This window comes from Shinella sp. 1A1, assembly GCF_055379515.1.
On the sequence record NZ_AP039671.1, the window covers coordinates 2,509,152 to 2,535,391 of the forward strand.

Annotated in this window: 17 protein-coding genes; 12 read left to right on the forward strand and 5 right to left on the reverse strand. The window is 65.3% G+C overall.

Features of this window, described 5'->3' with window-relative positions:
- Positions 1–112 precede the first annotated feature (112 nt).
- The 12 genes from ACZ48C_RS12380 to ACZ48C_RS12435 all read left to right on the forward strand — a co-directional run bounded on the left by ACZ48C_RS12380 (position 113) and on the right by ACZ48C_RS12435 (position 20,508).
- Positions 113–3,433: a transglutaminase family protein gene (locus tag ACZ48C_RS12380; protein ID WP_464781267.1), complete on the forward strand. Its 3,321-nt coding sequence runs from the start codon at positions 113–115 to the stop codon at positions 3,431–3,433.
- Positions 3,434–3,581: 148 nt separating this feature from the next.
- Positions 3,582–5,960 (forward strand): circularly permuted type 2 ATP-grasp protein, encoded by a 2,379-nt coding sequence (locus ACZ48C_RS12385; RefSeq protein ID WP_464782808.1) that lies wholly within the window; start codon positions 3,582–3,584, stop codon positions 5,958–5,960.
- A 21-nt stretch (positions 5,961–5,981) separates the two neighbouring features.
- On the forward strand, positions 5,982–6,869 hold the full coding sequence (locus tag ACZ48C_RS12390) for a transglutaminase family protein (protein ID WP_464781268.1): 888 nt from the start codon (positions 5,982–5,984) through the stop codon (positions 6,867–6,869).
- 141 nt (positions 6,870–7,010) lie between these two features.
- Positions 7,011–8,168, forward strand: a complete 1,158-nt coding sequence (locus ACZ48C_RS12395) for a vWA domain-containing protein (protein WP_464781269.1) — start codon at positions 7,011–7,013, stop codon at positions 8,166–8,168.
- A gap of 206 nt (positions 8,169–8,374) precedes the next feature.
- Positions 8,375–10,834 (forward strand): glycogen/starch/alpha-glucan phosphorylase, encoded by a 2,460-nt coding sequence (locus tag ACZ48C_RS12400; RefSeq protein WP_464781270.1) that lies wholly within the window; start codon positions 8,375–8,377, stop codon positions 10,832–10,834.
- Positions 10,834–13,047 carry a 1,4-alpha-glucan branching protein GlgB gene (gene glgB, locus ACZ48C_RS12405; protein WP_464781271.1) on the forward strand — a complete coding sequence of 738 codons (2,214 nt, stop codon included), beginning with the start codon at positions 10,834–10,836 and terminating at the stop codon, positions 13,045–13,047. Before ACZ48C_RS12400 ends, glgB begins: the two co-directional genes overlap by 1 nt.
- 19 nt (positions 13,048–13,066) lie before the next feature.
- On the forward strand, positions 13,067–14,329 hold the full coding sequence (glgC, locus tag ACZ48C_RS12410) for a glucose-1-phosphate adenylyltransferase (protein WP_119256651.1): 1,263 nt from the start codon (positions 13,067–13,069) through the stop codon (positions 14,327–14,329).
- A 7-nt stretch (positions 14,330–14,336) separates the two neighbouring features.
- Complete coding sequence (gene glgA, locus ACZ48C_RS12415; protein ID WP_464781272.1) at positions 14,337–15,776, forward strand: glycogen synthase GlgA; 1,440 nt, start codon at positions 14,337–14,339, stop codon at positions 15,774–15,776.
- Between the two features lie 3 nt (positions 15,777–15,779).
- Positions 15,780–17,411 (forward strand): alpha-D-glucose phosphate-specific phosphoglucomutase, encoded by a 1,632-nt coding sequence (locus ACZ48C_RS12420; protein ID WP_464781273.1) that lies wholly within the window; start codon positions 15,780–15,782, stop codon positions 17,409–17,411.
- A 1-nt stretch (position 17,412) separates the two neighbouring features.
- Positions 17,413–19,386 (forward strand): glycogen debranching protein GlgX, encoded by a 1,974-nt coding sequence (glgX, locus tag ACZ48C_RS12425; protein WP_464781274.1) that lies wholly within the window; start codon positions 17,413–17,415, stop codon positions 19,384–19,386.
- 112 nt (positions 19,387–19,498) lie between these two features.
- Positions 19,499–19,987, forward strand: coding sequence for a MaoC family dehydratase (locus tag ACZ48C_RS12430; RefSeq protein ID WP_464781275.1), 489 nt, complete (start codon positions 19,499–19,501; stop codon positions 19,985–19,987).
- The gene (locus ACZ48C_RS12435; protein WP_464781276.1) at positions 19,984–20,508 is read left to right on the forward strand and encodes a GNAT family N-acetyltransferase; all 525 of its coding nucleotides are present in this window, start codon (positions 19,984–19,986) and stop codon (positions 20,506–20,508) included. Before ACZ48C_RS12430 ends, ACZ48C_RS12435 begins: the two co-directional genes overlap by 4 nt.
- 4 nt (positions 20,509–20,512) lie before the next feature.
- Here ACZ48C_RS12435 and ACZ48C_RS12440 read toward each other — a convergent pair whose 3' ends face one another.
- Genes ACZ48C_RS12440 through ACZ48C_RS12460 form a run of 5 tightly spaced genes read right to left on the reverse strand, consistent with a single transcriptional unit; the run spans position 20,513 to position 26,015 of the window.
- Positions 20,513–21,061, reverse strand: a complete 549-nt coding sequence (locus ACZ48C_RS12440) for a sarcosine oxidase subunit gamma (protein WP_464781277.1) — start codon at positions 21,059–21,061, stop codon at positions 20,513–20,515.
- Positions 21,054–24,047 carry a sarcosine oxidase subunit alpha gene (locus tag ACZ48C_RS12445; RefSeq protein ID WP_464781278.1) on the reverse strand — a complete coding sequence of 998 codons (2,994 nt, stop codon included), beginning with the start codon at positions 24,045–24,047 and terminating at the stop codon, positions 21,054–21,056. The genes ACZ48C_RS12440 and ACZ48C_RS12445 overlap by 8 nt, the downstream gene beginning before the upstream one ends.
- Entirely contained in the window at positions 24,044–24,388 is a 345-nt protein-coding gene (locus tag ACZ48C_RS12450) for a sarcosine oxidase subunit delta (protein ID WP_119256645.1), read from the reverse strand. The genes ACZ48C_RS12445 and ACZ48C_RS12450 overlap by 4 nt, the downstream gene beginning before the upstream one ends.
- Positions 24,389–24,391: 3 nt before the next feature.
- Positions 24,392–24,751, reverse strand: coding sequence for a hypothetical protein (locus ACZ48C_RS12455; protein WP_464781279.1), 360 nt, complete (start codon positions 24,749–24,751; stop codon positions 24,392–24,394).
- Positions 24,752–24,761: 10 nt separating this feature from the next.
- A complete protein-coding gene (locus ACZ48C_RS12460; RefSeq protein ID WP_119256643.1) occupies positions 24,762–26,015 on the reverse strand; it encodes a sarcosine oxidase subunit beta family protein in 1,254 nt (417 codons plus the stop codon).
- Between the last annotated feature and the right edge of the window lie 225 nt (positions 26,016–26,240).

The window sequence follows — 26,240 nt, forward strand, 5'->3', positions numbered from 1 at the left end:
CATTCCGCCCCATCGGAGCCGGCAAGCGCGATGACGCTTGCAATCTGTCTTCGCATTGCACAAACTCCCTTCGATGACGGCACGAGACCGTCACCGAGGGGAAAAAGCACGTATGTCGATCAAGGCCGGCATCTACCACCTTACCCACTACAAATACGACAACCCGGTCCGTCTCGGACCCCAGATCATCCGGCTGAAACCGGCGGCGCATTCCAAGACCAAGGTGATCAGCCATTCGCTGAAGGTCACACCCGAAAACCACTTCGTGAACCTCCAGCAGGATCCCTACGGCAACTATCTCGCCCGCTACGTCTTCCCCGATCCGGTGACGGAACTGAAGATCGAGATCGACCTCGTCGCCGACATGACGGTCTACAACCCCTTCGACTTCTTCGTAGAGGAGGAGGCCGAGCACTGGCCCTTCGACTATCCGGCCGATCTCGTCGAGGACCTGAAGATCTACCGGACGCCCGAACCGCTGACGCCCGCGCTCGAAGCCTTCATGAAGACCGTCGACCGCTCCCGCCAGCGCACCGTCGACATGGTCGTCGGCCTCAATGCGCGGCTGCAGCAGGAAATCGGCTACGTCATCCGCATGGAACCCGGCGTGCAATCGCCCGAGGAGACGCTGAGCATCGCCCGCGGTTCCTGCCGCGATTCGAGCTGGCTGCTCGTGCAGATCCTGCGCAATCTCGGCCTCGCCGCCCGCTTCGTCTCCGGCTACCTCATCCAGCTGACGCCCGATCTCAAGGCGCTCGACGGCCCCTCCGGCACCGAGGTGGACTTCACCGACCTTCATGCCTGGTGCGAGGTCTATATTCCCGGTGCCGGCTGGATCGGCCTCGACCCGACTTCGGGCCTCCTGACCGGCGAAAGCCATATCCCGCTCGCCGCCACCCCGCATTACCGCAACGCCGCACCGATCAGCGGCGGCTATTTCGGCGAGGCGAATACCGAATTCGACTTCGCGATGACGGTCACCCGCGTCGCCGAGCATCCGCGCATCACCAAGCCCTTCTCCGACGAAAGCTGGGAGGCGCTGAACGCGCTCGGCCGCGAAGTGGACGGCGTCCTCGCCGAGAGCGACGTGCGCCTCACCATGGGCGGCGAGCCGACCTTCGTCTCCATCGACGATTTCGAATCCGCCGAATGGAACACCGCCGCCGTCGGCCCCACCAAGCGCGAGAAGGCAGACCAGCTGATCCGGCGCCTGCGAGAAAAATTCGCGCCCGGCGGCTTCCTGCATTACGGGCAGGGCAAATGGTATCCCGGCGAAAGCCTGCCGCGCTGGACCTTCTCGCTCTACTGGCGGCGCGACGGCAAGCCGATCTGGCAGAACCCGGACCTCATCGCCGAGGAAGGCGCACCGCGCCCGGTGACGGAAGACGACGCCGGACGGCTCCTCACCGCGATTGCGAGCGAACTCGACATTCCCGCCGAAAACGTGGTGCCCGCCTTCGAGGACCCCGCCGAATGGCTGGTCAAGGAGGCGAACCTTCCCAATAACGTCGACCCCTCCAACTCGAAGCTGGAGGATGCCGAGGAGCGCAGCCGCATCGCCCGCGTCTTCGAGCGCGGCCTCACCCGCCCGACCGGCTATGTGCTGCCCGTCCAGGCGTGGAATTCCCGCGCCAGCGGCCGTCGATGGTCGAGCGAGAAGTGGCAGACCCGCCGCGGCCGCCTCTTCCTCGTGCCCGGCGACAGCCCCGTCGGCTACCGCCTGCCGCTGAATTCGCTGCCCTGGCTCTCGCCGGCCGTCTATCCCTACATAAACCCGATGGACCCCACCATCGAACGCGACGAACTGCCGGACTACGCGGAAGACGCGGGTCGCCCGCAGAAAACCGCACATTTCCAGCCCTTCAAGGGCCAGCAGCCGCAGGTGCCACAATCCACCGACGAGATCGGCGGCTATGTGCGCACCGCCATCTCGGTCGAGCCGCGCGACGGCCGGCTCTGCGTCTTCATGCCGCCGACCGTCAGCGTCGAGGAGTATCTCGACCTCATCGCCTCCGCCGAGCGCGCCGCCGCCGCGATCGGCCTGCCGGTCCATATCGAGGGCTATGCCCCGCCGCATGACGAACGCCTCAACGTGATCCGCGTCGCGCCCGATCCCGGCGTCATCGAAGTCAACATCCACCCGGCCTCCAACTGGGACGACTGCGTCGACATCACCACGGCGATCTACGAGGAAGCCCGCCAGTCCCGTCTCGGCGCGGACAAGTTCATGATCGACGGCCGCCACACCGGCACCGGCGGCGGCAACCATGTGGTCGTCGGTGGCGCGAACCCGAACGACAGCCCGTTCCTGCGCCGCCCGGACCTCCTGAAGAGCCTCGTGCTGCACTGGCAGCGCCACCCCTCGCTCTCCTACCTCTTCTCCGGTCTTTTCATCGGCCCGACCAGCCAGGCCCCGCGCATCGACGAGGCCCGGCACGATTCGCTCTACGAGCTGGAAATCGCGCTCTCGCAGGTGCCGCCGCCCGGCGAAGGCCAGCCGCCGCTGCCCTGGCTCGTCGACCGACTGTTCCGCAACCTCCTGACTGATGTCACCGGCAACACGCATCGCTCGGAAATCTGCATCGACAAGCTCTTCTCGCCGGATGGACCGACCGGCCGCCTCGGCCTCGTCGAGTTCCGCGGCTTCGAGATGCCGCCGAATGCCCGCATGAGCCTTGCCCAGCAGCTCCTCATCCGCGCCCTCATCGCCCGCTTCTGGCAGAACCCCGCGCAGGGCGGTTTCGTGCGCTGGGGCACCACGCTGCACGACCGTTTCATGCTGCCGCACTACGTCTGGCAGGATTTCCTCGACGTCCTTGCCGACCTCAAGGCGAACGGCTTCGAGCTGCGCCCGGAATGGTTCTCCGCCCAGCTCGAATTCCGCTTCCCCTTCTGCGGCGAGGTGGAATACGAGGGCGCGAACCTGGAACTGCGGCAGGCGCTGGAGCCCTGGCATGTCATGGGTGAGCAGGGCGCGATCGGCGGCACGGTGCGCTATGTCGACAGCTCCGTCGAGCGCCTGCAGGTCAAGCTGGAGACGACCAATCCCGAGCGCTACACCGTCGCCTGCAACGGCCGGCCGATGCCATTGAGGTCGGCGGGCACGAAGGGTGTCTCGGTAGCGGGCGTCCGCTTCAAGGCATGGCAGCCCGCCTCGGGCCTTCATCCGGTGCTGCCCGTCAACACACCGCTTACTTTCGACATTTATGATACATGGTCGCGGAGAGCGATCGGGGGCTGCATTTACCACGTTGCCCATCCGGGCGGACGCAACTATGACACCTTCCCGGTAAACGGCAACGAGGCCGAGGCGCGCCGGCTGGCGCGGTTCGAGCCCTGGGGGCACAGGGCCGGCGGTTATACGCTGTGGCCGGAAACACCGCCGGCGGATTTCCCGCTGACGCTGGATCTGCGCCGGCCGCCCGGCATCTAAGGCAATTCCTGCAAAAGTGCGCAGCGGTTTTGCGTCTGGAATTGCGCGAGACAAAGAGCTGGAGCATTTCCGCATTTCGAAGACGGCGGAAATACGAAAGCTTCCTAGGAGACATTGATTGAAGACCACGACTGCGGAAGCGGAACGCATCGAGGCCGAGGCGGCGGAAGCATCCGCGCGCGCCTATGCGCCCCTTCCCGGCGTCGCCGACGAAATGGTCGACACCGACGGCGTCGTGCGCCCTGTCTGGCGTGCCCTTCTCAACGCGCTCGAGCGCATGGACGAAACCGAGCTGGCTGGCCGCTTCGCCCGCGCCGACCGGTATCTGCGCGATGCCGGCGTCTTCTACCGCGCCTATGGCAAGGAGGCCGTCACCGACCGCGCCTGGCCGCTCTCCCACGTTCCCGTCATCATCGACGAGGCCGAATGGGAAAATCTTTCGCGCGGCCTTGTCCAGCGCGCGGAACTGCTGGAAGCCGTCATCGCCGATATCTACGGCAGGAACGAACTCGTCGCCAACGGCCTGCTGCCCCCTGCCCTCGTCGCCTCCAACGACGAGTTCCTGCGCCCGCTCGTCGGCGTGCAGCCGGCCGGACGGCATTTCCTGCACTTCGTCTCCTTCGAGATCGGCCGTGGCCCGGATGGCAACTGGTGGGTCCTTTCCGATCGCACCCAGGCCCCTTCCGGCGCCGGCTTCGCATTGGAAAACCGCGTGGCGACGACCCGCGCCTTCTCCGACGTCTATGCCGAAACCCACGCCCATCGCCTCGCCGGCTTCTTTGGCGCCTTCCGCAACGCGCTGCAGGCGGGCAAGGCGGCGGACGACCGCATCGCCGTCCTGACACCCGGCCTTGCCAACGAAACCTATTTCGAACACGCTTATATCGCCCGCTATCTCGGCTTCATGCTGCTGGAAGGCGAGGACCTGACGGTCGTCGACGGCAAGGTCATGGTGCGCACGGTCGCGGGCCTCAAGCCCATCGGCGTGCTCTGGCGCCGTCTCGATGCCGCCTTTGCCGATCCGCTCGAGCTGAACCAGAACTCCCATATCGGCACGCCCGGCATGGTCGAAGCGCTGCGCTCCGGCTCCGTCACCTTCGTCAACGCGCTCGGCGCGGGCATCGTCGAAACCCGCGCCTTCCTCGCCTTCCTGCCGAATATCTGCCGGCACCTGCTCGGGGAGGAGCAGCGCCTGCCCTCCATCGCAACGTGGTGGTGCGGCCAGAAGGATGAGCGCGAGCACGTCGCGGCCAATATCGAGCGCATGGTCATCGGCCCGGCCTATTCCACGCGCCCCTTCTTCGACGACAACGCCCAGTCCGTGCTCGGCTCCAGCCTGCGCGACACGGCCAAGCAATCCATCGCCGAATGGCTGGCGACGGACGGTGCCAAGCTCGTCGGCCAGGAAGCCGTCACCCTCTCCACCACGCCCGCCTTCGTCGATGGCAAGCTGGTGCCACGGCCGATGTCGCTGCGCGTCTTCGCCGCCCGCACCCGCGACGGCTGGCAGATCATGCCCGGCGGCTTCGCCCGCATCGGCTCGGGCGACAATGTCGCGGCCATCGCCATGCAGGAAGGCGGCTCGGCCGCCGATGTCTGGATCGTCAGCCGCAAGCCCGTCGAGCGCACCTCGCTCCTGCCCGCCGAGGAAGAATTCACCCGCAACATGCCCGGCAGCCTGCCGAGCCGCGCGGCCGACAACCTCTTCTGGCTCGGCCGCTATATCGAACGGGCGGAAGGCGCGCTGCGCATCCTGCGCGCCTGGCATGGCCGCTACGCCGAATATGCCGACCCACAACAGCCGCTCCTGAAGGATGTCAGCGAATATCTCGACGCGCTCGACATCGACACGTCCGAAGCCGTGCCGACGAGCCTCATCCGCAACATCGACAGCGCCGTCTTCTCCGCCAGCAACATTCGCGACCGCTTCTCGCCGGATGGCTGGCTCGCGCTCAACGACCTGTCGAAGACCGCCCGCCGCTTCCATGTCAGCATCCAGCCCGGCGACGATGCGACCCGCGCCATGACGGTGCTGCTGCGCAAGCTCGCGGGCTTCGCCGGCCTCGTGCACGAGAACATGTATCGCTTCACCGGCTGGCGGTTCCTGTCCATCGGCCGTTATCTCGAACGCGGCCTGCACATGACGCGCCTGCTCGGGCACATGTCCGGCGAGGATGCACCGGACGGCGCGCTCGACATGCTGCTGGAGATCGGCGACAGCGTCATGACCCATCGCCGCCGCTACAACGTGGCGACCGCGCGCCTGACCGTGACTGACCTGCTGGCGCTCGACGCGCTCAATCCGCGCTCGATCCTCTACCAATTGAACGAGATCAAGAACGAGATCGAGCAATTGCCGAACGCCTATTCGAACGGCCAGATGTCGCCCTTCTACCGCGAGGCCATGCGCCTTCACGCGGGGCTGGCGGTGATGACGCCGGAGACGATGACGGACGCTGTCTACAAACGCCTCGAGACGGAGATGGAAAAGCTCTCCGACATTCTCGCGCAAACCTATCTGAGCTGAGCGGGGAGGAGGCGCCGAACCATGCTCTACGACGTCAACCTCCATATCAGCTATCTCTATGACACGCCGGTTTCCGGCGGCCGGCATATCGTGCGCGTTCTGCCGCTCTCCATCGAAGGCCGCCAGCGCCTCGTCGCCGGCACGGTCGGCGTCACGCCCGGCCCGGGCGAGCGGGTCGACCATCACGACTTCTTCGAAAACCCGATGAGCGCGATCCTCTTCCGCAGCCAGCACGAGCGGCTGGACATCCGCATGCAGGCACGCGTGCAGGTCGATGCGCCGGAAGCCACCGCCGACCTCTCCCCCCGTGTCACCGAGCTGCCGGAGGATATCGCCGGCTATTGGTCGCTCGACGCCGGTTCGCCGCACCACTATACCGGCCCGAGCCCGCGGCTGAAGGACTGCCCGGAGATCGCCGAATATGCCCGCGCCATCGCCAAACCCGGCATGACGGTCCGCGCCATCGCGACAGCGCTCTGTGCCCGCATCCACAAGGATTTCACCTACGACCCGAAGGCGACAAGCGTCGACACGACCCCGCGCGAGGCCTTCAAGCTGAAACGCGGCGTCTGCCAGGATTTCTCCCACGTGATGATCGTGGCGCTGCGCAGCCTCGGCATCCCCGCCGGCTATGTCAGCGGGTTCCTGCGCACCATTCCCCCGCCGGGCAAGGAGCGGCTGGAAGGCGCGGACGCCATGCATGCCTGGGTGCGCTACTGGGGCGGACGGGTGAACGGCTGGATGGAACTCGACCCCACCAACGACATCCCCGCCGGCACCGACCATATCGTCGTCGCCTATGGCCGCGACTATGCCGACGTCGCCCCCGTCATCGGCGTCCTGAAGGGCTATGGTCAGCATCAGACGAACCAGGCCGTCGACGTCATCCCGGTACGGCCGGCATCGTGAATTCCCGTTTGGAAACAGCGACAGGCGGCGGGATTTCGGGACCCGCGCAATTTTACGAAAACTATACCACGCGCTCGAACCGTTGAATAACACTTCGCTGGTAGCTTCACCCCACATTATGACGATGTTGAGTGAAGTCTCATGAAGAAGATGACGGAAAGACGCAGCCTGCTTGCCCGCTTGCGGGATGACCGCCGCGGCAATTTCGCGATGATGACGGCCTTCGCCCTCCCGGTCATCCTGGGTGCCGGGGGCTTTGCGATGGACCTCACCAACATGGTGCTGACCAAGGCCGAGCTGCAGGATGCGGTCGACTCCGCCTCGCTGGCCGCCGCCTCGGCGCTTTCCAACGACAAGAAGACTGTCGCGGAAGCCAAGGAAATCGCGCTGAAATTCTTCAAGACGCAGCTGAGCGGCACCCTGCCCGGCAAGAGCGACCTGACCTCGGCCACGACCATCGACATCACGGAAACGACCGAAGCCTCCGGCGGCAAGACCTTCAAGATCAATGTTGCGACAGGTTACGAGCTCCAGCTCAACCCGCTGACACGTCTTTTCGGCCAGACCTCGAAGCAGATCGCCGCGAGCGGATCGGCAGAGAGCGGCACGGAATCGAAGAATGCCCTGTCGATGTATTTCGTACTCGACCGCTCCGGCTCGATGGGCGAACAGACGAACAGCACGACGACCTATGCTTGCCCTACGAAGAAGGATCCGAACAAGACCTGCACGACCAAGCTGACACGCATAGCCTCGCTGCAGCTCGCCACGCAGGATCTTCTCAAGCAACTCGATACTGCCGATCCCAAGGCAATTTTCGTGCGCACCGGCGCCGTATCGTACAACAGCTCAGCCCAGTCACCCACGGATCTCGCCTGGGGAACGGCAGGTGTCCTCAAGTACGTCAACGCGCTGACCGCCAGCGGCAACACCAACTCGGCCCCCGCCTTCACCATCGCCTACAACAGCCTGACAAGCGGCACGGAAGAGACCGAGCACAAGAACAAGGCCGGCAACGGTCAGGTGCCGTCGAAATACATTATCTTCATGACCGACGGCGACAACAACATCGCATCCGCCGACACAGACACGAAGACGGAGTGCGACAAGGCGAAGGCAAACAATATCGAAGTCTACACGATCGCCTTCATGGCGCCGAGCCGTGGCCAGGCCCTGCTGCAATATTGCGCCACCACAACGAACCACTACTTCGCCGCCGAGAGCACCGCCGACCTTCTGGCGGCGTTCAAGACCATCGGTCAGCAGGCTTCGCAGGTGATCGCCCGCGTCACGAAATAACCGGCGCTTTCCTTTGATGAACGAAGCCCGCCGTGCTCCACTCGGCGGGCTTTTTCATCTCTCGGAGCTGTTTCAGCCCTGTCGAAAATGCATGCGCCCTTTCTTGAAAAGGCATATTGCAAGCGCTTCGGATAGATGCATAAATTGATTTAAACGCGATTTTCGACTGATCGAACGCTGAGAATGCAAAGGGGCAAGGTTCGCCGATGATGAACAGGGTAATCAATAACGACCTTGCCCCCGCCCCTCGATCATCGGACCGTGAACAGCTCGCCACAGAACTTCTCGAACGCCTCAAATACCGCATCGGCAAGGACCCGAAAGTCGCCAAGCCGCATGACTGGCTGACCGCTGCGATCCTCGTGGCGCGCGACCGCGTCACCGACAAGTGGATGGACTCCACGCGCCGCACCTATTCCACCGGATCGAAGCGCGTCTACTATCTCTCGCTGGAGTTCCTCATCGGCCGCCTGATGCGCGACGCCATGACGAATATCGGCATTTTGGACGAAATGCGCCATGCGCTCGCCTCGCTCGGCGTCGATCTCGACGTCATCGCCGAGCTGGAGCCCGATGCCGCGCTCGGCAATGGCGGCCTCGGACGCCTCGCCGCCTGCTTCATGGAGAGCATGGCGACCGTCGACGTGCCCGCCTATGGCTACGGCATCCGCTACGTGCACGGCCTCTTCCGCCAGCAGATGGCGGATGGCTGGCAGGTGGAACTACCCGAGACATGGCTCGCCCACGGCAACCCCTGGGAATTCGAGCGGCGCGAAAGCTCCTACGAGATCGGCTTCGGCGGTGCCGTGGAGACGATCAATATCGGCGAGGACAAGCAGCGTTTCGTCTGGAAGCCCGCCGAGCGCGTCATCGCGACGGCCTATGACACGCCGGCCGTCGGCTGGCACGCCAAGCGCGTCAACACGCTGCGCCTGTGGTCGGCCAATCCCATCGACCCGATCCTGCTCGACGCCTTCAATGCCGGCGACCATATCGGCGCCCTTCGAGAGAGCAACAAGGCCGAAAGCCTGACGCGCGTGCTCTATCCGGCCGATGCCACGCCCGCCGGCCAGGAACTGCGCCTGCGCCAGGAATTCTTCTTCTGTTCGGCCTCGCTGCAGGACATCCTGCGCCGCCACCTCCAGCAATACCCGGATTTCAGCTCCCTGCCGGACGCCGTCGCCATCCAGCTCAACGACACGCACCCCGCCGTTTCCGTCGCCGAGCTGGTGCGCCTGCTCACCGATGTGCACGGCCTCGATTTCGATATCGCCTGGGATCTGGCCCGCCGCACTTTCTCCTACACCAATCACACGCTCCTGCCGGAAGCGCTGGAAAGCTGGCCGGTGCCGCTCTTCGAGCGCCTTCTGCCGCGCCACATGCAGATCGTCTATGCGATCAACGCCAAGATTCTCGTCGAGGCCCGCAAGGAAAAGGGCTTTGAGGACCAGCGCATCCGCAACATCTCGCTGATCGAGGAATCCGGCGAGCGCCGCGTGCGCATGGGCAATCTCGCCTTCGTCGGCTCGCACTCGATCAACGGCGTGTCGGCCCTTCATACCGAACTGATGAAGGAAACGGTCTTCGCCGACCTGCACAAGCTCTATCCCGACCGCATCAACAACAAGACGAACGGCATCACGCCGCGCCGCTGGCTGATGCAGTGCAATCCGGGCCTGTTCGAGCTGATCCGCGAATCCATCGGCGACGCCTTCATGGACGATGCCGAGGCGCTGACGGCGCTCGACGCCTTCGCCGACAACCGGGATTTCCAGGGGCGCTTTGCCGCGATCAAGCGGGAGAACAAGAACCGCCTCGCGAACCTCGTCGGCAGCCGTATGGGCGTGCGCATCGATCCCGCCGCGATGTTCGACATCCAGATCAAGCGCATCCACGAATACAAGCGCCAGCTCCTCAACATCATCGAGGCCGTCGCGCTCTACGACCAGATCCGCTCGCATCCGGAGCTCGACTGGGTGCCGCGCGTAAAACTCTTCGCGGGCAAGGCGGCGCCGAGCTATCACAATGCCAAGCTGATCATCAAGCTCGCCAACGACGTGGCGAAGGTGATCAACAACGACCCGGCCGTGCGCGGCCTGCTCAAGGTCGTCTTCGTGCCGAACTACAATGTCTCGCTCGCCGAGATCATGGTGCCCGCCGCCGACCTTTCCGAGCAGATTTCGACGGCCGGCATGGAAGCCTCGGGCACCGGCAACATGAAGTTCGCCCTCAACGGCGCGCTGACCATCGGTACGCTCGACGGTGCCAATGTCGAGATGCGCGACCATGTCGGCGCGGAGAACATCGTTATCTTCGGCATGACCGCCGAAGAGGTGGCGAAAGTGCGCGCCGAGGGGCACAATCCCCGCGCCATCATCGAGCAGTCGCGGGAGCTTTCCCAGGCGCTCGCCGCCATTTCCTCCGGCGTCTTCTCTCCGGATGACCGCAACCGCTTCACCGGCCTCGTCGACGGCATCTACAATCACGACTGGTTCATGGTGGCGGCCGATTTCGACGCCTATGCGAAAGCCCAGCGCGAGGTCGACGCCATCTGGACCGACAAGCCCTCCTGGTACGCGAAAACGATAAGGAACACCGCCCGCATGGGCTGGTTCTCCTCCGACCGCACCATCCGCCAATACGCAACGGAAATCTGGAGAGCCTGATGACCGCACCGCCAAAAAAAGGCACGACGGAACAACCGTCAGAGCTTCTGGCGAAGGCGGACATCGACGCGATCTTGGAGGGAAGGCACTGGGACCCGTTCGCAGTGCTGGGCCTTCACGCGTCCGGCAACACGTTCATCGCCCGCTGCTTCCTGCCCGGGGCGAGCGAGGTGGCGGTCGAAACCTTGTCCGGCAAGGAGATCGGCACGCTGACGCGCGTCGCCGAGGCCGGCATCTTCGCCGGCGAGGTCGCGGCGAAAAAGCTCCAGCCGGTCCGCTACCGCGCCCGCAATGCCGGCGGGGAATGGACCGTCGTCGATCCCTACAGCTTCGGCCCCGTGCTCGGCCCGATGGACGACTACTATATCCGCGAGGGCTCGCATCTTCGCCTCTTCGACAAGATGGGCGCCCATCCGATGACGCTGGAAGGCGTCGAGGGCTTCCACTTCGCCGTCTGGGCGCCGAATGCCAAGCGCGTCTCCGTCGTCGGCAATTTCAACGAATGGGACGGGCGGCGGAACCCGATGCGCCTTCGCCGCGACACCGGCATCTGGGAAGTCTTCCTACCGGGCATTAACGAAGGCCACGCCTACAAGTTCGAGATCGTCGGCATGAACGGCGAGGTCCTGCCGCTCAAGGCCGACCCCTTCGCCCGCCGCTCGGAACTGCGCCCCAACAATGCCTCGATGACGACCGGCCCGATCGACCAGGCCTGGGAGGACGAGGCGCACCTTGCCCATTGGGCCTCCGCGGATGCCCGCCGCCAGCCGATCTCGATCTACGAGGTCCATGCCGGCTCCTGGCAGCGCCATGGCGACGGGGCGTTCCTGACCTGGGACGAGCTGGCCGACCATCTCATCCCCTATTGCGTCGACATGGGCTTCACCCATATCGAGTTCCTGCCGATCTCCGAGTATCCCTTCGACCCGTCCTGGGGCTACCAGACGACCGGCCTCTATTCCCCGACCGCCCGCTTCGGTGAGCCGGAAGGCTTCGCCCGTTTCGTCAACGGCTGCCACAAGGTCGGCATCGGCGTCATCCTCGACTGGGTGCCGGCGCATTTCCCGACGGACGCGCACGGCCTCGGCCGCTTCGACGGCACCGCGCTCTACGAGCATGCCGACCCGCGCCAGGGCTTCCACCCGGACTGGAACACGGCGATCTACAATTTCGGCCGCGCCGAAGTGCTCTCCTACCTCATCAACAACGCGCTCTACTGGGCGGAGAAGTTCCATCTCGACGGCCTGCGCGTCGATGCGGTCGCCTCGATGCTCTATCTCGACTATTCGCGCAAGCACGGCGAATGGGTGCCGAACGAATATGGCGGCAACGAGAACCTGGAAGCCGTTCGCTTCCTGCAGTCCATGAACCGCCACGTCTATGCCGGCCATCCCGGCATCCTGACCATCGCGGAGGAATCCACCTCCTGGCCGAAAGTCTCGCACCCCGTGCATGAAGGCGGGCTGGGCTTCGGCTTCAAGTGGAACATGGGCTTCATGCACGACACGCTGCAATATCTCTCGCGCGAGCCGGTGCACCGAAAGTTCCACCATAACGACATGACCTTCGGCCTGCTCTATGCCTTCACGGAGAACTTCGTGCTGCCGCTCAGCCATGACGAGGTGGTGCACGGCAAGGGTTCGCTGATCGCCAAGATGACCGGCGACGACTGGCAGAAATTCGCCAATCTCAGGGCCTATTACGGCTTCATGTGGGGCTATCCCGGCAAGAAGCTGCTCTTCATGGGCCAGGAATTCGCCCAGTGGCAGGAATGGAGCGAGGCCCGCTCGCTCGACTGGAACCTGCTCGAATATCCGCTGCACGAAGGCATGCGCCGGCTCGTGCGCGACCTCAACGGCACCTATCGCCGCAAGGCCGCGCTCCATGCCCGCGACTGCGAGGGCGAAGGCTTCGAATGGCTGATCGCCGACGACCGCGACAACTCGGTCTTCGCCTGGCTGCGCAAGGCGCCCGGCGAAAAGCCGATCGCCATCATCACCAACTTCACCCCCGTCTACCGCGAGGGCTATGGGGTGCCACTGCCGGTGGAGGGCCGGTGGCGGGAAATCCTCAACACCGATGCCGAGATCTATGGCGGCAGCGGCAAGGGGAACGGCGGCGCCGTCGAGGCCCGCAAGCACGCAAACGGAAGAATAGCCGCCGCCATCACCCTGCCGCCATTGGCGACGGTGATGCTCGAGCTGGACGCATGACAGAAGCTGGGAGGACACAATGGAGCAGAAGCGCAATCAACCCCTCGCCCGTGACGCGATGGCCTATGTTCTCGCGGGCGGACGCGGCAGCCGCCTGAAGGAGCTGACCGACCGGCGCGCCAAGCCCGCCGTCCATTTCGGCGGCAAGGCGCGCATCATCGACTTCGCGCTCTCCAATGCGCTGAATTCCGGCATCCGCCGCATCGGCGTCGCCACCCAGTACAAGGCCCATTCGCTGATCCGCCACATGCAGCGCGGCTGGAACTTCTTCCGTCCCGAGCGAAACGAGAGCTTCGATATCCTGCCCGCCTCCCAGCGCGTCTCCGAGACCCAGTGGTACGAAGGCACCGCCGACGCGGTCTACCAGAACATCGATATCATCGAGGATTACGGCGTCGAATACATGGTCATCCTCGCCGGCGACCATATCTACAAGATGGACTACGAGCTGATGCTCCAGCAGCACGTGGATTCCGGTGCGCAGGTCACCATCGGCTGCCTCGAAGTGCCGCGCATGGAAGCGACCGGCTTCGGCGTCATGCATGTCGACGAGAAGGATGAGATCATCGCCTTCGTGGAAAAGCCGGCCGATCCGCCGGGTATTCCCGGCAATCCGGACATGGCGCTCGCCTCAATGGGCATCTACGTCTTCCACACGAAGTTCCTGATGGACCTCTTGCGCCGCGACGCCGCCGATCCGACCTCCAGCCGCGACTTCGGCAAGGACATCATCCCCTATATCGTCGAGCACGGCAAAGCCGTCGCCCACCGCTTCACCGCCTCCTGCGTGCGCTCGGACTTCGAGCGCGAGGCCTACTGGCGCGACGTCGGTACCATCGACGCCTACTGGCAGGCCAATATCGACCTGACGGATGTCACCCCCGAGCTCGACATCTATGACGGTTCCTGGCCGATCTGGACCTTCGCCGAGATCAAGCCGCCGGCCAAGTTCGTGCATGACGACGAGAACCGCCGCGGCTCTGCGACCTCCTCGCTGATTTCGGGCGACTGCATCATCTCCGGCGCCTCGCTGAACCGCAGCCTGCTCTTCACCGGGGTGCGCGCCAATTCCTACTCGCGCCTCGAAGGGGCCATCATCCTGCCGAACGTCATGATCGGCCGGCACGCGCAGCTGAGGAACGTCGTCATCGACAGCCGGGTCGTTATCCCCGAAGGCCTCGTCGTCGGCGAGGACCCGGAACTCGATGCCAAGCGCTTCCGCCGCTCGGAGAACGGCATATGCCTCATCACCCAACCGATGATCGACAAGCTGGAGCTCTAGCCCGGACATGAACATCCTTTCGGTGGCATCCGAAGTATTCCCGCTGATCAAGACGGGAGGCCTTGCCGACGTCGCCGGCGCGCTGCCGATCGCACTCGCCGGGCATGGCATGCACATGCGCACGCTGATGCCCGGCTATCCCGCGGTCATGCAGCGGCTGGCGAAGACCGAGGTGGTGGCGACCTTCGAGGACCTCCTCGGCGAACCCGCCCGCATCCTCGCCGCGACGCACGAGGGCATCGACATCCTCGTGCTCGACGCGCCGGGCTTCTTCGACCGGCAGGGCGGGCCCTATACGGATGCCACCGGCAAGGATTTCGTCGACAACTGGCGGCGCTTCGCCGCCCTTTCGCTTGCCGGCGCCGAGATCGCCCGCGGCCTCATTCCCGGCTGGCAGCCGGATATCGTGCATGCTCATGACTGGCAGGCGGCGATGACCGCCGTCTACATGCGCTATACCGGCCTGCAGCACATCCCCACCGTCGTCACGGTGCACAACCTCGCCTTCCAGGGCCAGTTCGGCCCGGAGATCTTCGCCGGTCTCGACCTGCCGCCGGAAGCCTTCTCGGTCGAAGGGCTCGAATATTACGGCGATGTCGGCTTCCTCAAGGGCGGGCTGCGCACCGCCTGGTCGATCACCACCGTCAGCCCCACCTATGCGCACGAGATCATGACGCCGGAATATGGCATGGGGCTCGAAGGCCTCATCAATGCGCGCGCCGGCGAGCTCGTCGGCATCGTCAACGGCATCGACACCGCCGTCTGGAACCCCGAAACCGATCCGCATATCGCCCGCTCCTTCGCCGCCGGCTCGCTGAAGAAGCGCGCGATGAACCGCAAGGCCCTCGTCGAGCGCTTCAACCTCATAGAGGACGACGGGCCGATCTTCTGCGTCGTCAGCCGCCTCACCTGGCAGAAGGGCATCGACATCATCGCCGAGGTGGCCGACTGGATCGTCGAACGGGGCGGCAAGCTCGCCGTGCTCGGCTCGGGCGACCAGGGGCTGGAGGGCGCGCTGCTCGCCGCCGCCTCGCGCCATCGCGGCCATGTCGGCATCGTCATCGGCTACAACGAGCCGCTGTCGCATCTCATGCAGGCCGGCAGCGACGCCATCCTCATCCCGTCGCGCTTCGAGCCCTGCGGCCTCACCCAGCTCTATGGCCTGCGCTACGGCTGCATCCCCATCGTCGCGCGCACCGGCGGCCTTGCCGATACGGTGATCGACGCCAACGAGGCCGCCCTTTCCGCCCGCGTCGCCACGGGCTTCCAGTTCACGCCGATCAATGCCGAGGGCCTGCGCCAGGCATTGCGCCGGGTCTTCAAGGCATGGCACGAACCGAAAGTCTGGGCGCGCATACAGAACCAGGGCATGAAGTCGGACGTTTCGTGGGAGAACAGCGCCGCGCGCTACGCCGACCTCTATTCCAGCCTCCTTTCGCGAGTATAGAACATGACCATCAAGACCGTCCCGACCACGCCCTACAGCGACCAGAAGCCCGGCACCTCGGGCCTGCGCAAGAAGGTCCCCGTCTTCCAGCAGAAGAACTATGCGGAGAACTTCATCCAGTCGATCTTCGACAGCCTGGAAGGCTTTGCCGGCGAAACGCTGGTGATCGGCGGCGACGGCCGCTTCTATAACCGCGAGGTCATCCAGCTCGCCATCAAGATGGCCGCGGCCAACGGCTTCGGCCGCGTGCTGGTCGGCCGCGGTGGCATCCTCTCTACACCCGCCGCCTCCAACGTCATCCGCAAGAACAAGGCGTTCGGCGGCATCGTTCTGTCGGCCAGCCACAATCCGGGCGGCCCGACCGAGGACTTCGGCATCAAGTACAATATCGGCAATGGCGGCCCGGCGCCGGAGAAGATCACCGACGCCATCTTCGCCCGCACCAAATCCATCGACAGCTACAGGATCGCCGACGTCCCCGACGTCAATCTCGACCTCGAAGGCACCCACGAGATCGAGGGCATGACGGTCACGGTCATCGACCCCGTCACCGATTATGCCGAGCTGATGGAGCAGCTCTTCGATTTCGACGCGATCCGTAGCCTGCTTGCCGGCGGCTTCCGCATCGTCTTCGACGCCATGAGCGCCGTCACCGGCCCCTATGCCAAGGAAATCCTCGAAAATCGCCTCGGCGCCACCAAGGGCTCGGTCCTCAACTTCATGCCGCTGCCGGACTTCGGCGGCCACCACCCGGACCCGAACCTCGTCCATGCCCGCGCGCTCTACGAGACCATGATGGCCGACGACGCGCCGGACTTCGGCGCGGCCTCGGACGGTGACGGCGACCGCAACCTCATCATCGGCAAGGGCATCTTCGTCACGCCCTCCGACAGCCTCGCCATGCTCGCCGCCAATGCCCATCTCGCCCCCGGCTATGCCAAGGGCCTCGCCGGCATCGCCCGCTCCATGCCGACCTCCGGCGCGGCCGACCGTGTCGCGGAAAAGCTCGGCATCGGCATCTACGAGACGCCGACCGGCTGGAAGTTCTTCGGCAACCTGCTCGACGCCGGCCTTGCCACGATCTGCGGCGAGGAGAGCGCCGGCACCGGCTCCAACCATGTGCGCGAGAAGGACGGCCTCTGGGCGGTGCTGCTCTGGCTCAATATCCTCGCCGTGCGCAAGGAAAGCGTCATCGACATTGTGCGCCAGCACTGGGCGACCTACGGCCGCAACTACTATTCCCGCCACGACTACGAGGAGGTCGACAGCGATGCCGCGAATGGCCTGGTGGCGAACCTGCGCGACCAGCTCGCCACGCTTCCCGGCAGGAGCTTCGGCGCGCTCAGGGTCGAGACGGCGGACGATTTCGCCTATCACGACCCGGTCGACCAGTCCGTCAGCAAGAACCAGGGCATCCGCATCCTCTTCGAGGGCGGCTCGCGCGTCGTCTTCCGCCTTTCCGGCACCGGCACGTCGGGCGCGACGCTGCGCGTCTATATCGAGCGCTTCGAGCCCGACGCCGCCCGCCACGACATCGACACGCAGGAGGCCCTTGCCGACCTCATCGCCGTCGCCGACGAGATCGCCGGCATCAAGAGCCGCACCGGCCGCACCGAACCGAGCGTGATAACGTAAGATGGCCTTCACCGCCCCCTCCTTCGCACCGGGCGCCACGCTCTCCGGGGACGGGGTGGAATTCGCGGTCTATTCGCGCGACGCCGCCCGCGTCAATCTCTGCCTGTTCGACAACGAGGGCGAGAAGGAACTCGCCCGCCTCACCATGGGGCGGGGCGAGAACGGCTTCCACCGCGTCTTCGTCGAGGGCGCGACGGCCGGCACCCGCTACGGCTTTCGCGCCGACGGCGTCTACTCGCCGGATCACGGCCTCTGGTTCGATCCGGCGAAGCTGCTGGTCGATCCCTACGCCAGGGAACTCGACCGCCGCTTCGTGCATGACGGGCGTCTTGCCGTCTTCGGCGCGGAGACGGCGGACATCGTGCCGAAGGCCATCGTCACCCGCGACCGCCCCGTCGCGGTGAAGCCCCCGCTCTTCCGCCCCGGCGGCTTCGTCTACGAAGTCGCCGTGCGCGCCTTCACCATGCTGCACCCGGACGTGCCGGAGAAGCTGCGCGGCACCGTCGGCGCGCTCGCCCATCCCGCCGTGCTCGCCCATTTGAAGCGCCTCGGCGTCGATGCCGTGGAGCTGATGCCGATCACCGCCTGGATCGACGAGCGCCACCTGCCGCCGCTCGGCCTGTCCAACAGCTGGGGCTACAATCCCATCGCCCTGATGGCGCTCGACCCGCGCCTCGTGCCCGGCGGCATGACGGAGCTGGCCGACACCGTCGCGGCGCTGCGCGCCGAGGGCATCGGCACCATCCTCGACCTTGTCTTCAACCATTCCGGCGAGAGCGACCGCCACGGCGCGACGCTCTCCATGCGCGGCCTCGACAACCGCACCTATTACCGCCATGTGCCGGACCGGCCGGGCGAGCTGATCAACGACACCGGCTGCGGCAACACCATCGCCGGCGAGCACCCCGTCGTGCGCCAGCTCGTGCTCGACAGCCTGCGCCATTTCGTGCGCCATGCCGGCGTCGACGGCTTCCGCTTCGACCTCGCCACCATCCTCGGCCGCGAGGCGGACGGCTTTTCCGCCCGCGCGGCGCTGCTCTCCGAAATCTGCGCCGATCCGCTGCTGAAGGACCGCGTGCTGATCGCCGAGCCCTGGGACATCGGCCCCGGCGGCTACCAGCTCGGCAATTTCCCGAAACCCTTCCTCGAATGGAACGACCGCTTCCGGGACGACGCCCGCCTGTTCTGGCGCGGCGACAGCCACAGGCTCGGCCCTTTCGTCACCGCCTTTGCCGGCTCGGCCGACATCTTCTCCCGCCACGGCGGCACCGAAACCCGCAGCGTCAACTTCCTCGCCGCCCATGACGGCTTCACGCTGGCCGACCTCGTCTCCCATGCGGTGAAACACAACGAGGCGAACGGCGAGGACAACCGCGACGGCCACAACGAGAACCATTCCTGGAACAACGGTGAGGAAGGCGCGACGACCGACGGCATGGTGCTCTCCGCAAGGCGGGCGGACGTGAAGGCCCTGCTCTCCAGCCTCTTCCTTTCCCGTGGCACGATCATGCTGACGGCGGGCGACGAGGGTGGGCGCAGCCAGGACGGCAACAACAACGCCTATTGCCAGGACAACGCCATCACCTGGATGCACTGGGACCGGCTGGACGACGGCCTGATCGAGCATGCCGCCATGCTCTCGGCGATCCGCAAGCGCTTCCCCGCACTCGGCGACACGGCCTTCCTCACCGGCGAGGGCGACGTCGAATGGCTGACGCTGGCCGGCGCGCCGATGACCGTGGCGGACTGGGAAGCTCCCTTCGCCGGTACGCTCCTCGTTCTCCTCAAAACGCCCGACCGCCAGCAGAAGCGCACCGTCCGCCTCGCGATCGCCATCAACCGCACGCATGGCGAACAGGCGCTCGCCCTGCCGCCGCCGGAAGGGCGGGACTGGGTGAGCCTGCTTGCCGCCAACCAGCCGCCGACCGGCGCGCTCCCTGCGCGCATGGTGGAGATTTTTGTCGAAAACTATTGAAATTCATTGCCCTGACAAACCGCGTCTCTAAGAGCATTCCCAGCAAAAGTGCGAAGCGGCTTTGCGTTCGGACATGCTCTGGAAAAGACCCTATCGATCGATGGAAGACCGGATGCCTGCCAATATTCATTTGAAAGATGTCGCCGCCCTCGTCGGAACGGAGCTGGGCGTATCCCGCTGGTTCACCGTCGACCAGACGATGATCGACCGCTTCGCCGATGCGACGGAAGACCACCAGTTCATCCACACCGACCCGGTGCGCGCGGCGGCCGAAACGCCCTTCGGCGGCACCATCGCCCATGGCTTCCTCACCCTGTCGCTGCTTTCGGCGATGAATTTCGACTGCGTGCCGCGCATCATCGAGCAGACGATGGGCATCAACTACGGCTTCGAGAAGGTCCGCTTCATGACGCCGGTGAAGAGCGGGGCGCGCGTGCGCGGCCGCTTCGTGCTCGACGAGGCCCGCTTCCGCGGCGCGGGCATGGTGACGATCCGCTACAATGTCTCGGTCGAGATCGAGGACGAGCGCAAGCCGGCGCTGACGGCCGATTGGATCACCATCATCCAGTTCGATCCGAAGGACCGGCCGGAGGATGTGTGAAGGTCCGCCCCGCCAGACAGGAAGACACGGCGGCGCTGGCCACCTGTGACTTCTCCTTTCTCGTCACGCGGGAAGCCATGCCGCCCTTCGAGGACGAGTGGCTCGCCCATGCCCGCCCCGTCGAGCCCTACCCCAAGAGCTACGGCTTTGATGCGGCCGAGCTTGCTTCCTGCCTGGAAGACGAGGACAAGGCGCTGTTCGTCGTCATCGGAGACGAAACGCCGGTCGGTTACATCGCGCTTTCAACGGGCTGGAACAATCTCGCCGTCATCGACGATCTCGCCGTCGATGCCGAATGGCGCGGCACGGGTGCCGCACAACGCCTGATGCAGCAGGCAATCCAGTGGACGCGGGAAAAGGGCCTGCCCGGCCTGCGGCTCGAAACCCAGACGAACAATGTCGCGGCCTGCCGCTTCTATCTGCGCCAGGGCTTCGTGCTCGGCGGCCATGACCGGCACCTGTACGAAGGGCTGTCCCCCGGCACGCGGGAGACAGCCCTGTTCTTCTATCGTTTTCTCTGAAGGATCAGAGCCCGGCGTCCTCGGCGCCTTCCGCCAGCAGGCCGAAGGCATAGGGCGAGAACGAGCGCCAGCACTCGACGCGATAATCCTCCTCGCCCGAGCGGAACAGCACGATCTCGATCTTGCCGAGCACCGTGCGCGCCGCCGCGCCGACCGGGAAGACCGCATTGCCGATGTCGAGCGGGCAGCCGCTGGCGACCGCGCCGGCCGCATCCGGGCCGGAGACGATGATCGCCGTATTGCGGTGGGAGACGTCCGTTGCGGAATGCAGCGCGGAAACGCCCGAGGCGATGCCCATGAGGTCCGCCTCGTTCTCGTCGATCAGCAGCCATTCGTCCGGGCCGAGCCAGAGCGCGTGGCGGCCGTTCGCCGAGGCCGAGCCCTTCGGACGCGTCGGCAGCTGCAGGCCGAAGGCCGCCGAAAGCGCGTCGAGCGCATCGGCGCCGGCACGCAGCGACAGGCGGGTTGCGGGCGCGGCGGGCGTGACGCGCGCGCCGGCGGAGCCGCCATGGCGGCCGGCAAGCGGCGCCTTGCGAAGAGCTTGATCAGCCATTGAGGCGTCCTCCTTCCTTGTCGATAAACACCATGTCGCTGACCTCGACCGCGATGGTGCGGTCGGGCATCGGCACGTAGAGCGTCTGGCCCATGCGGGCCTGACCGCCGGCGACGAGCGCCATGGCGATCGACCGGCCGCAATTCTCCGACCAGTAGGACGACGTGACATGGCCGAGCATGGTCATCGGCTTCGGCTGGTTCGGATCGGCGACGATCTGCGCGCCCTCCTCCAGCACCACGCCGGGATCCTTCGTCAGGAGGCCGACGAGCTGCTTGCGGCCCTCCTTGACGAGATCCGGCCGCTTGAGGCCGCGAATGCCCACGAAGTCCGCCTTCTTCTTGGAAACGGCCCAGCTGAGGCTCGCATCGTGCGGCGTGACCGTGCCGTCCGTATCCTGGCCGACGATGATATAGCCCTTCTCGGCGCGCAGCACGTGCATCGTCTCCGTGCCGTAGGCGCAGGCGCCCAACGGTTCGGCCCGTGCCCAGATGGCTTCCCAGACGGCCTGGCCGTAATCGGCGGGAACGTTGACTTCGTAGCCCGCTTCACCGGTGAAGGACATGCGGAACAGCCGGGTCGGCACGCCGCAGATCTTGCCTTCGCGCACGCTCATATGCGGGAAGGCCTCGTTCGAGATGTCGATGCCCTCGACCAGCGGCTCGAGGATTTCCCGCGCCTTCGGACCCTGCACGGCAATGACCGCCCACTGCTCGGTGGTCGAGGTCAGCCAGACCTTCAGATGCGGGAATTCCGTCTGGAGGTAATCTTCCATGTGATGCATGACGCGCGGCGCGCCGCCCGTCGTGGTCGTGACATGGAAACGATCCTCCGCCAGACGCCCGACGACGCCGTCGTCGTAGACGAAGCCGTCTTCGCGCAGCATGATGCCGTAGCGGCAACGGCCGGGCTTCAGCGTATCCCAGGCGTTGGTGTACATGAGGTTCATGAACTCGCCCGCATCGGGGCCGACGACCTCGATCTTGCCGAGCGTCGAGGCATCGAACAGGCCGGCGGCGTTACGCACCGTGCGGCACTCGCGGTTGACCGCGTCGTGCATGGTTTCGCCCGAGCGCGGATAGTACCAGGCGCGCTTCCAGTTGCCGACATCCTCGAAGACGGCGCCATGCGCTTCCTCCCAGGCATGCATCGGCGTCTTGCGCGCCGGGTCGAACAGGTCACCGCGCGAATGGCTGATCAGCGCGCCGAAGGTGACGGGCGTATAGGGCGCGCGGAAGGTCGTGAGACCGATCTTCGGGATCTCGCGGTTCAGCACTTCCGAAGCGATGGCAAGACCGTGGATGTTGGACAGCTTGCCCTGGTCCGTCGCCATGCCGTTGGTGGTGAAGCGCTTGATATGCTCGATGGAGTGCATGCCCTCGCGCACGGCAAGGCGGATATCCTTGGCGCAGACGTCGTTCTGGAAGTCGACGAAGGCCTTGACCGTCGTGTCGACGCCGGCGCCTTCGCCGGCACCGGCCATGCCGCCGGTCCATTCGAAGGCGTTCTCGCCGGAAAGCTCGACCTTGCCGCCGCCCTCGTTACCGGTGGCGCGGGCCATCAGCTCGCCGGCCGCCAGCGATTCTTCGATCGTCGCCTGCAGGCCGTCCGTGCCGTTGCACGAGCCGACCGAGAGGCAATCCTGCGCATAGGTGCCCGGCAGGAAGCGGCTGGTGGCCGCGTCATAGGCGACCTTGCCGCGCGACTGCGAGAAGAGGTGGACGGAAGGCGTCCAGCCGGCCGACATCAGCAGCGCATCGACCGGGATCGACCGCGCCGAACCGCCGCCGTTGCGGGCGACCGACATGGAGGAGACGCGCAGCTTGCCCTTGGTGTCGACCACCGAATGGCCGGCCAGCACCTCGATGCCGAGCTTGCGGGCTTCAGCCAGAACCGCTTCGCCGGGCTTCTCGCGGTTGTCCACGATGGCGGCCACGGTGACGCCGGCGCGCTTCAGGTCGAAGGCGGCCTCATAGGCCGAATCGTTCGCCGTGTAGACGCCGACCTTGCGACCGACGGCAACGCCGAAATGATTGAGATAGGTGCGCGCCGCCGAGGCGAGCATGATGCCCGGCCGGTCGTTGTTGGCGAACACCATATGCCGCTCGATGGAGCCGGTGGCGATGATGACGCGCTTGGCGCGCACCTGCCACAGCCGCTCGCGCGGCAGCTTCCTGTCGGGGCGGGCGAGATGGTCCGTCACGCGCTCCACGAGGCCGACGAAATTGTGGTTGTAGTAGCCGAAGGCCGTCGTGCGGGTAAGAACGGTGACGTTCTCCATGGCCTTGAGTTTCGTAGCCGCCGCCTGCGCCCACTCATAGCCGTTCTGGCCGTCGATCTTCACCGACAGGTCGTAGTGCAGCGCACCGCCGACCTCCGGCTGCTCGTCGACGATGATGACCCGCGCGCCGGCTTCAGCGGCGGCAAGCGCTGCGGAAAGGCCGGCAACGCCTGCGCCTGCGACCAGCACGTCGCAATAGGCATAGCGGTTGGAGTAGTGATCCGGGTCTTCTTCCGTCGGCGCGACGCCGAGGCCGGCGGCCTTGCGGATGAAGGGCTCGTAGAGCTTTTCCCAGGCCGCCTTCGGCCACATGAAGGTCTTGTAGTAGAAGCCGGCCGCGAAGAACGGCGACATCAGGTTGTTGACGCCGCCGATATCGAAGGCGAGCGAGGGCCAGCGGTTCTGCGACGACACCTTCATGCCGTCGAAGACCTCCTGCACCGGCGCGCGCACGTTCGGCTGGCGGCGGGCGGCGTCGCGCGACACGTCGATCAGCGCGTTCGGCTCTTCGGGACCTGCCGAGAGAATGCCGCGCGGGCGGTGATACTTGAACGAGCGGCCGACGAGGTGAACGCCGTTGGCGAGCAGCGCGGAGGCGACGGTATCGCCCTCGAGCGCGTCGAACGTCTTTCCGTCGAAGGTGAAACGCGCCGTCTTGGCGGGCGTCAGGCGGCCCTGACCGGCAATGCGATTAGCACCGCTCATTTCGCGGTTCCTTCCGTGGCTTCATAGGTTTCGACGGTTTTTTCGGTGGCGGGCGAAACGCCCGGAATGACGGGCTTCGGCTCGCCGGCCTTGTAGCTCATGTAGAACTTGTCGCTGACGGTATCGCGCGCCGCATTGAAGAAGCGGCCGCAGCCATGGATATGGCGCCAGCGCTCGAAGATCAGGCCCTTCGGGTTGTCGCGCAGGAAGAAATAATCCTCGAACGCCTCGTCGGAGATGTCGGCGATATCGGTCGGCCGGGCGATATGCGCATCGCCGCCGTGGCGGAATTCGAGCTCGGAGCGCTCTTCCTCGCAATAGGGGCAGTAGATCAGCAACATGGTTCAACTCTTCTCGTCAGGCTCGATGTAGAGGCCAAAGGCTTTTATATTTCGGTGCATCACGCGCTCGCGCTTTCGGCGCCAGCCTTGTGACAAGTAACCACCAGCTTCCTTCTCCGGCTCAGCGGCATAATCGTCTCGATATCCGGCCGTGTCGTGCATCGGATGTTTCAGGACGAGCGTTCCAACCCAAGGCATGACTCCTCCGAAAACAAGCGAGAAGAATGCCACAAACGGGAAAACTCCAACCAAAACCTCCGCTATCTCAGAGCCGGTGTGCCGGTGCAGTTGCCCAGCAGCCAGGGCGAGAAGGACCGCACCAGCGCCTCCGAGAAAAAAAAGCTTGTTGGCCTTTCTGGTCATTGGATTCCGCTCAGTGCGCCACGGCCGCGGCCGCTGCCTCGTCGATGAGGCGGCCGGTGCGGAAGCGGTCGAGCGTCAGGCCGGCCGCCAGCTTGTGCGGCTCGCCCTTGGCGATGAGATGGGCGAAGAGATGGGCCGAACCCGGCGTCGCCTTGAAGCCGCCGGTGCCCCAGCCGCAATTGACGAAGAGGTTCGGAACCGGCGTCACGCCCTGGATCGCCGAGCGGTCCGGCGTGTTGTCGGTGATGCCGCCCCACTGGCGCATCATCTTGACGCGGCGGAACATCGGGAAGAGCTCGCAGATGGCATCCAGCGTATGCGTGATGATCTGGAGGCCGCCGGTCTGGGAGTAGGAATTGTACTGGTCCGTGCCCGCGCCGATGACGAGCTCGCCCTTGTCCGACTGCGAGATATAGGCATGCACCGAGTTGGACATGACCACGCAGGGGAAGATCGGCTTCATCGGCTCGGAAACCAGCGCCTGCAGCGGCACGGAATGCAGCGGCAGCTTCACGTCGGCCATCGACAGGATGACCGAGTTGTGGCCGGAGGCCGAGACCGCGATCTTCTTCGCGCCGATGAAGCCCTTGGAGGTCTCCACGCCCGTCACCGCGCCGTCGGGCCCGCGGCGGATGCCCTTGACCTCGCAGTTCTGGATGACGTGCACGCCGCGGTCGGAAGCGGCGCGGGCATAGCCCCAGGCGACGGCGTCGTGGCGGGCGGTGCCGCCGCGGCGCTGGAGGGCCGCGCCGTTGATCGGGTAGCGGGCCGTGGCGGAGATGTCGAGAACCGGTACGAAGTCCTTCGCCTGCTGCGGCGTCAGCCATTCGTTGTCGATGCCGTAGAGACGGTTGGCGTGGACGTGCCGCTGGAAGGACTGCTTGTCGTGGACATTGTGCGACAGCATCATGACGCCGCGCGGCGAGTACATGACATTGTAGTTGAGATCCTGGCTGAGCCCTTCCCAGAGCTTCAGCGAGTGCTCGTAGATGTCCATGCTCTCGTCATAGAGATAGTTCGAGCGGATGATGGTCGTGTTGCGGCCGGTATTGCCGCCGCCGAGCCAGCCCTTCTCGATCACGGCGACATTGGTGATGCCGTGCTCCTTGGCGAGATAGTAGGCAGCGCCGAGGCCATGGCCGCCGCCGCCGACGATGATCACGTCGTATTCCTTGCGCGGCTCGGGCGAGGTCCACTGTGCCTCCCATCCCTTATGGCCGCGCATCGCCTCGCGGGCGACGGCGAAAACCGAATATTTGCGCATCCCGTGTCCTCGATATCTCGCCGGCGGGCGCCGGCTGTTTCCTGTCCCGATAGAAAGCAAATCCTGACGGCGGACGCCGTATCCTTTGCGACGCATTCGGGCGTAGCTTGTACCACATGCGACATGACCGCGGCGGCGGCCATGAGAGGTTTTTCCCGGCCTTTCGCGCAAAATCCCTAACAACGCGATGCGGGAGACTGGACTTCTGCCGAGCGTTCTGGTATC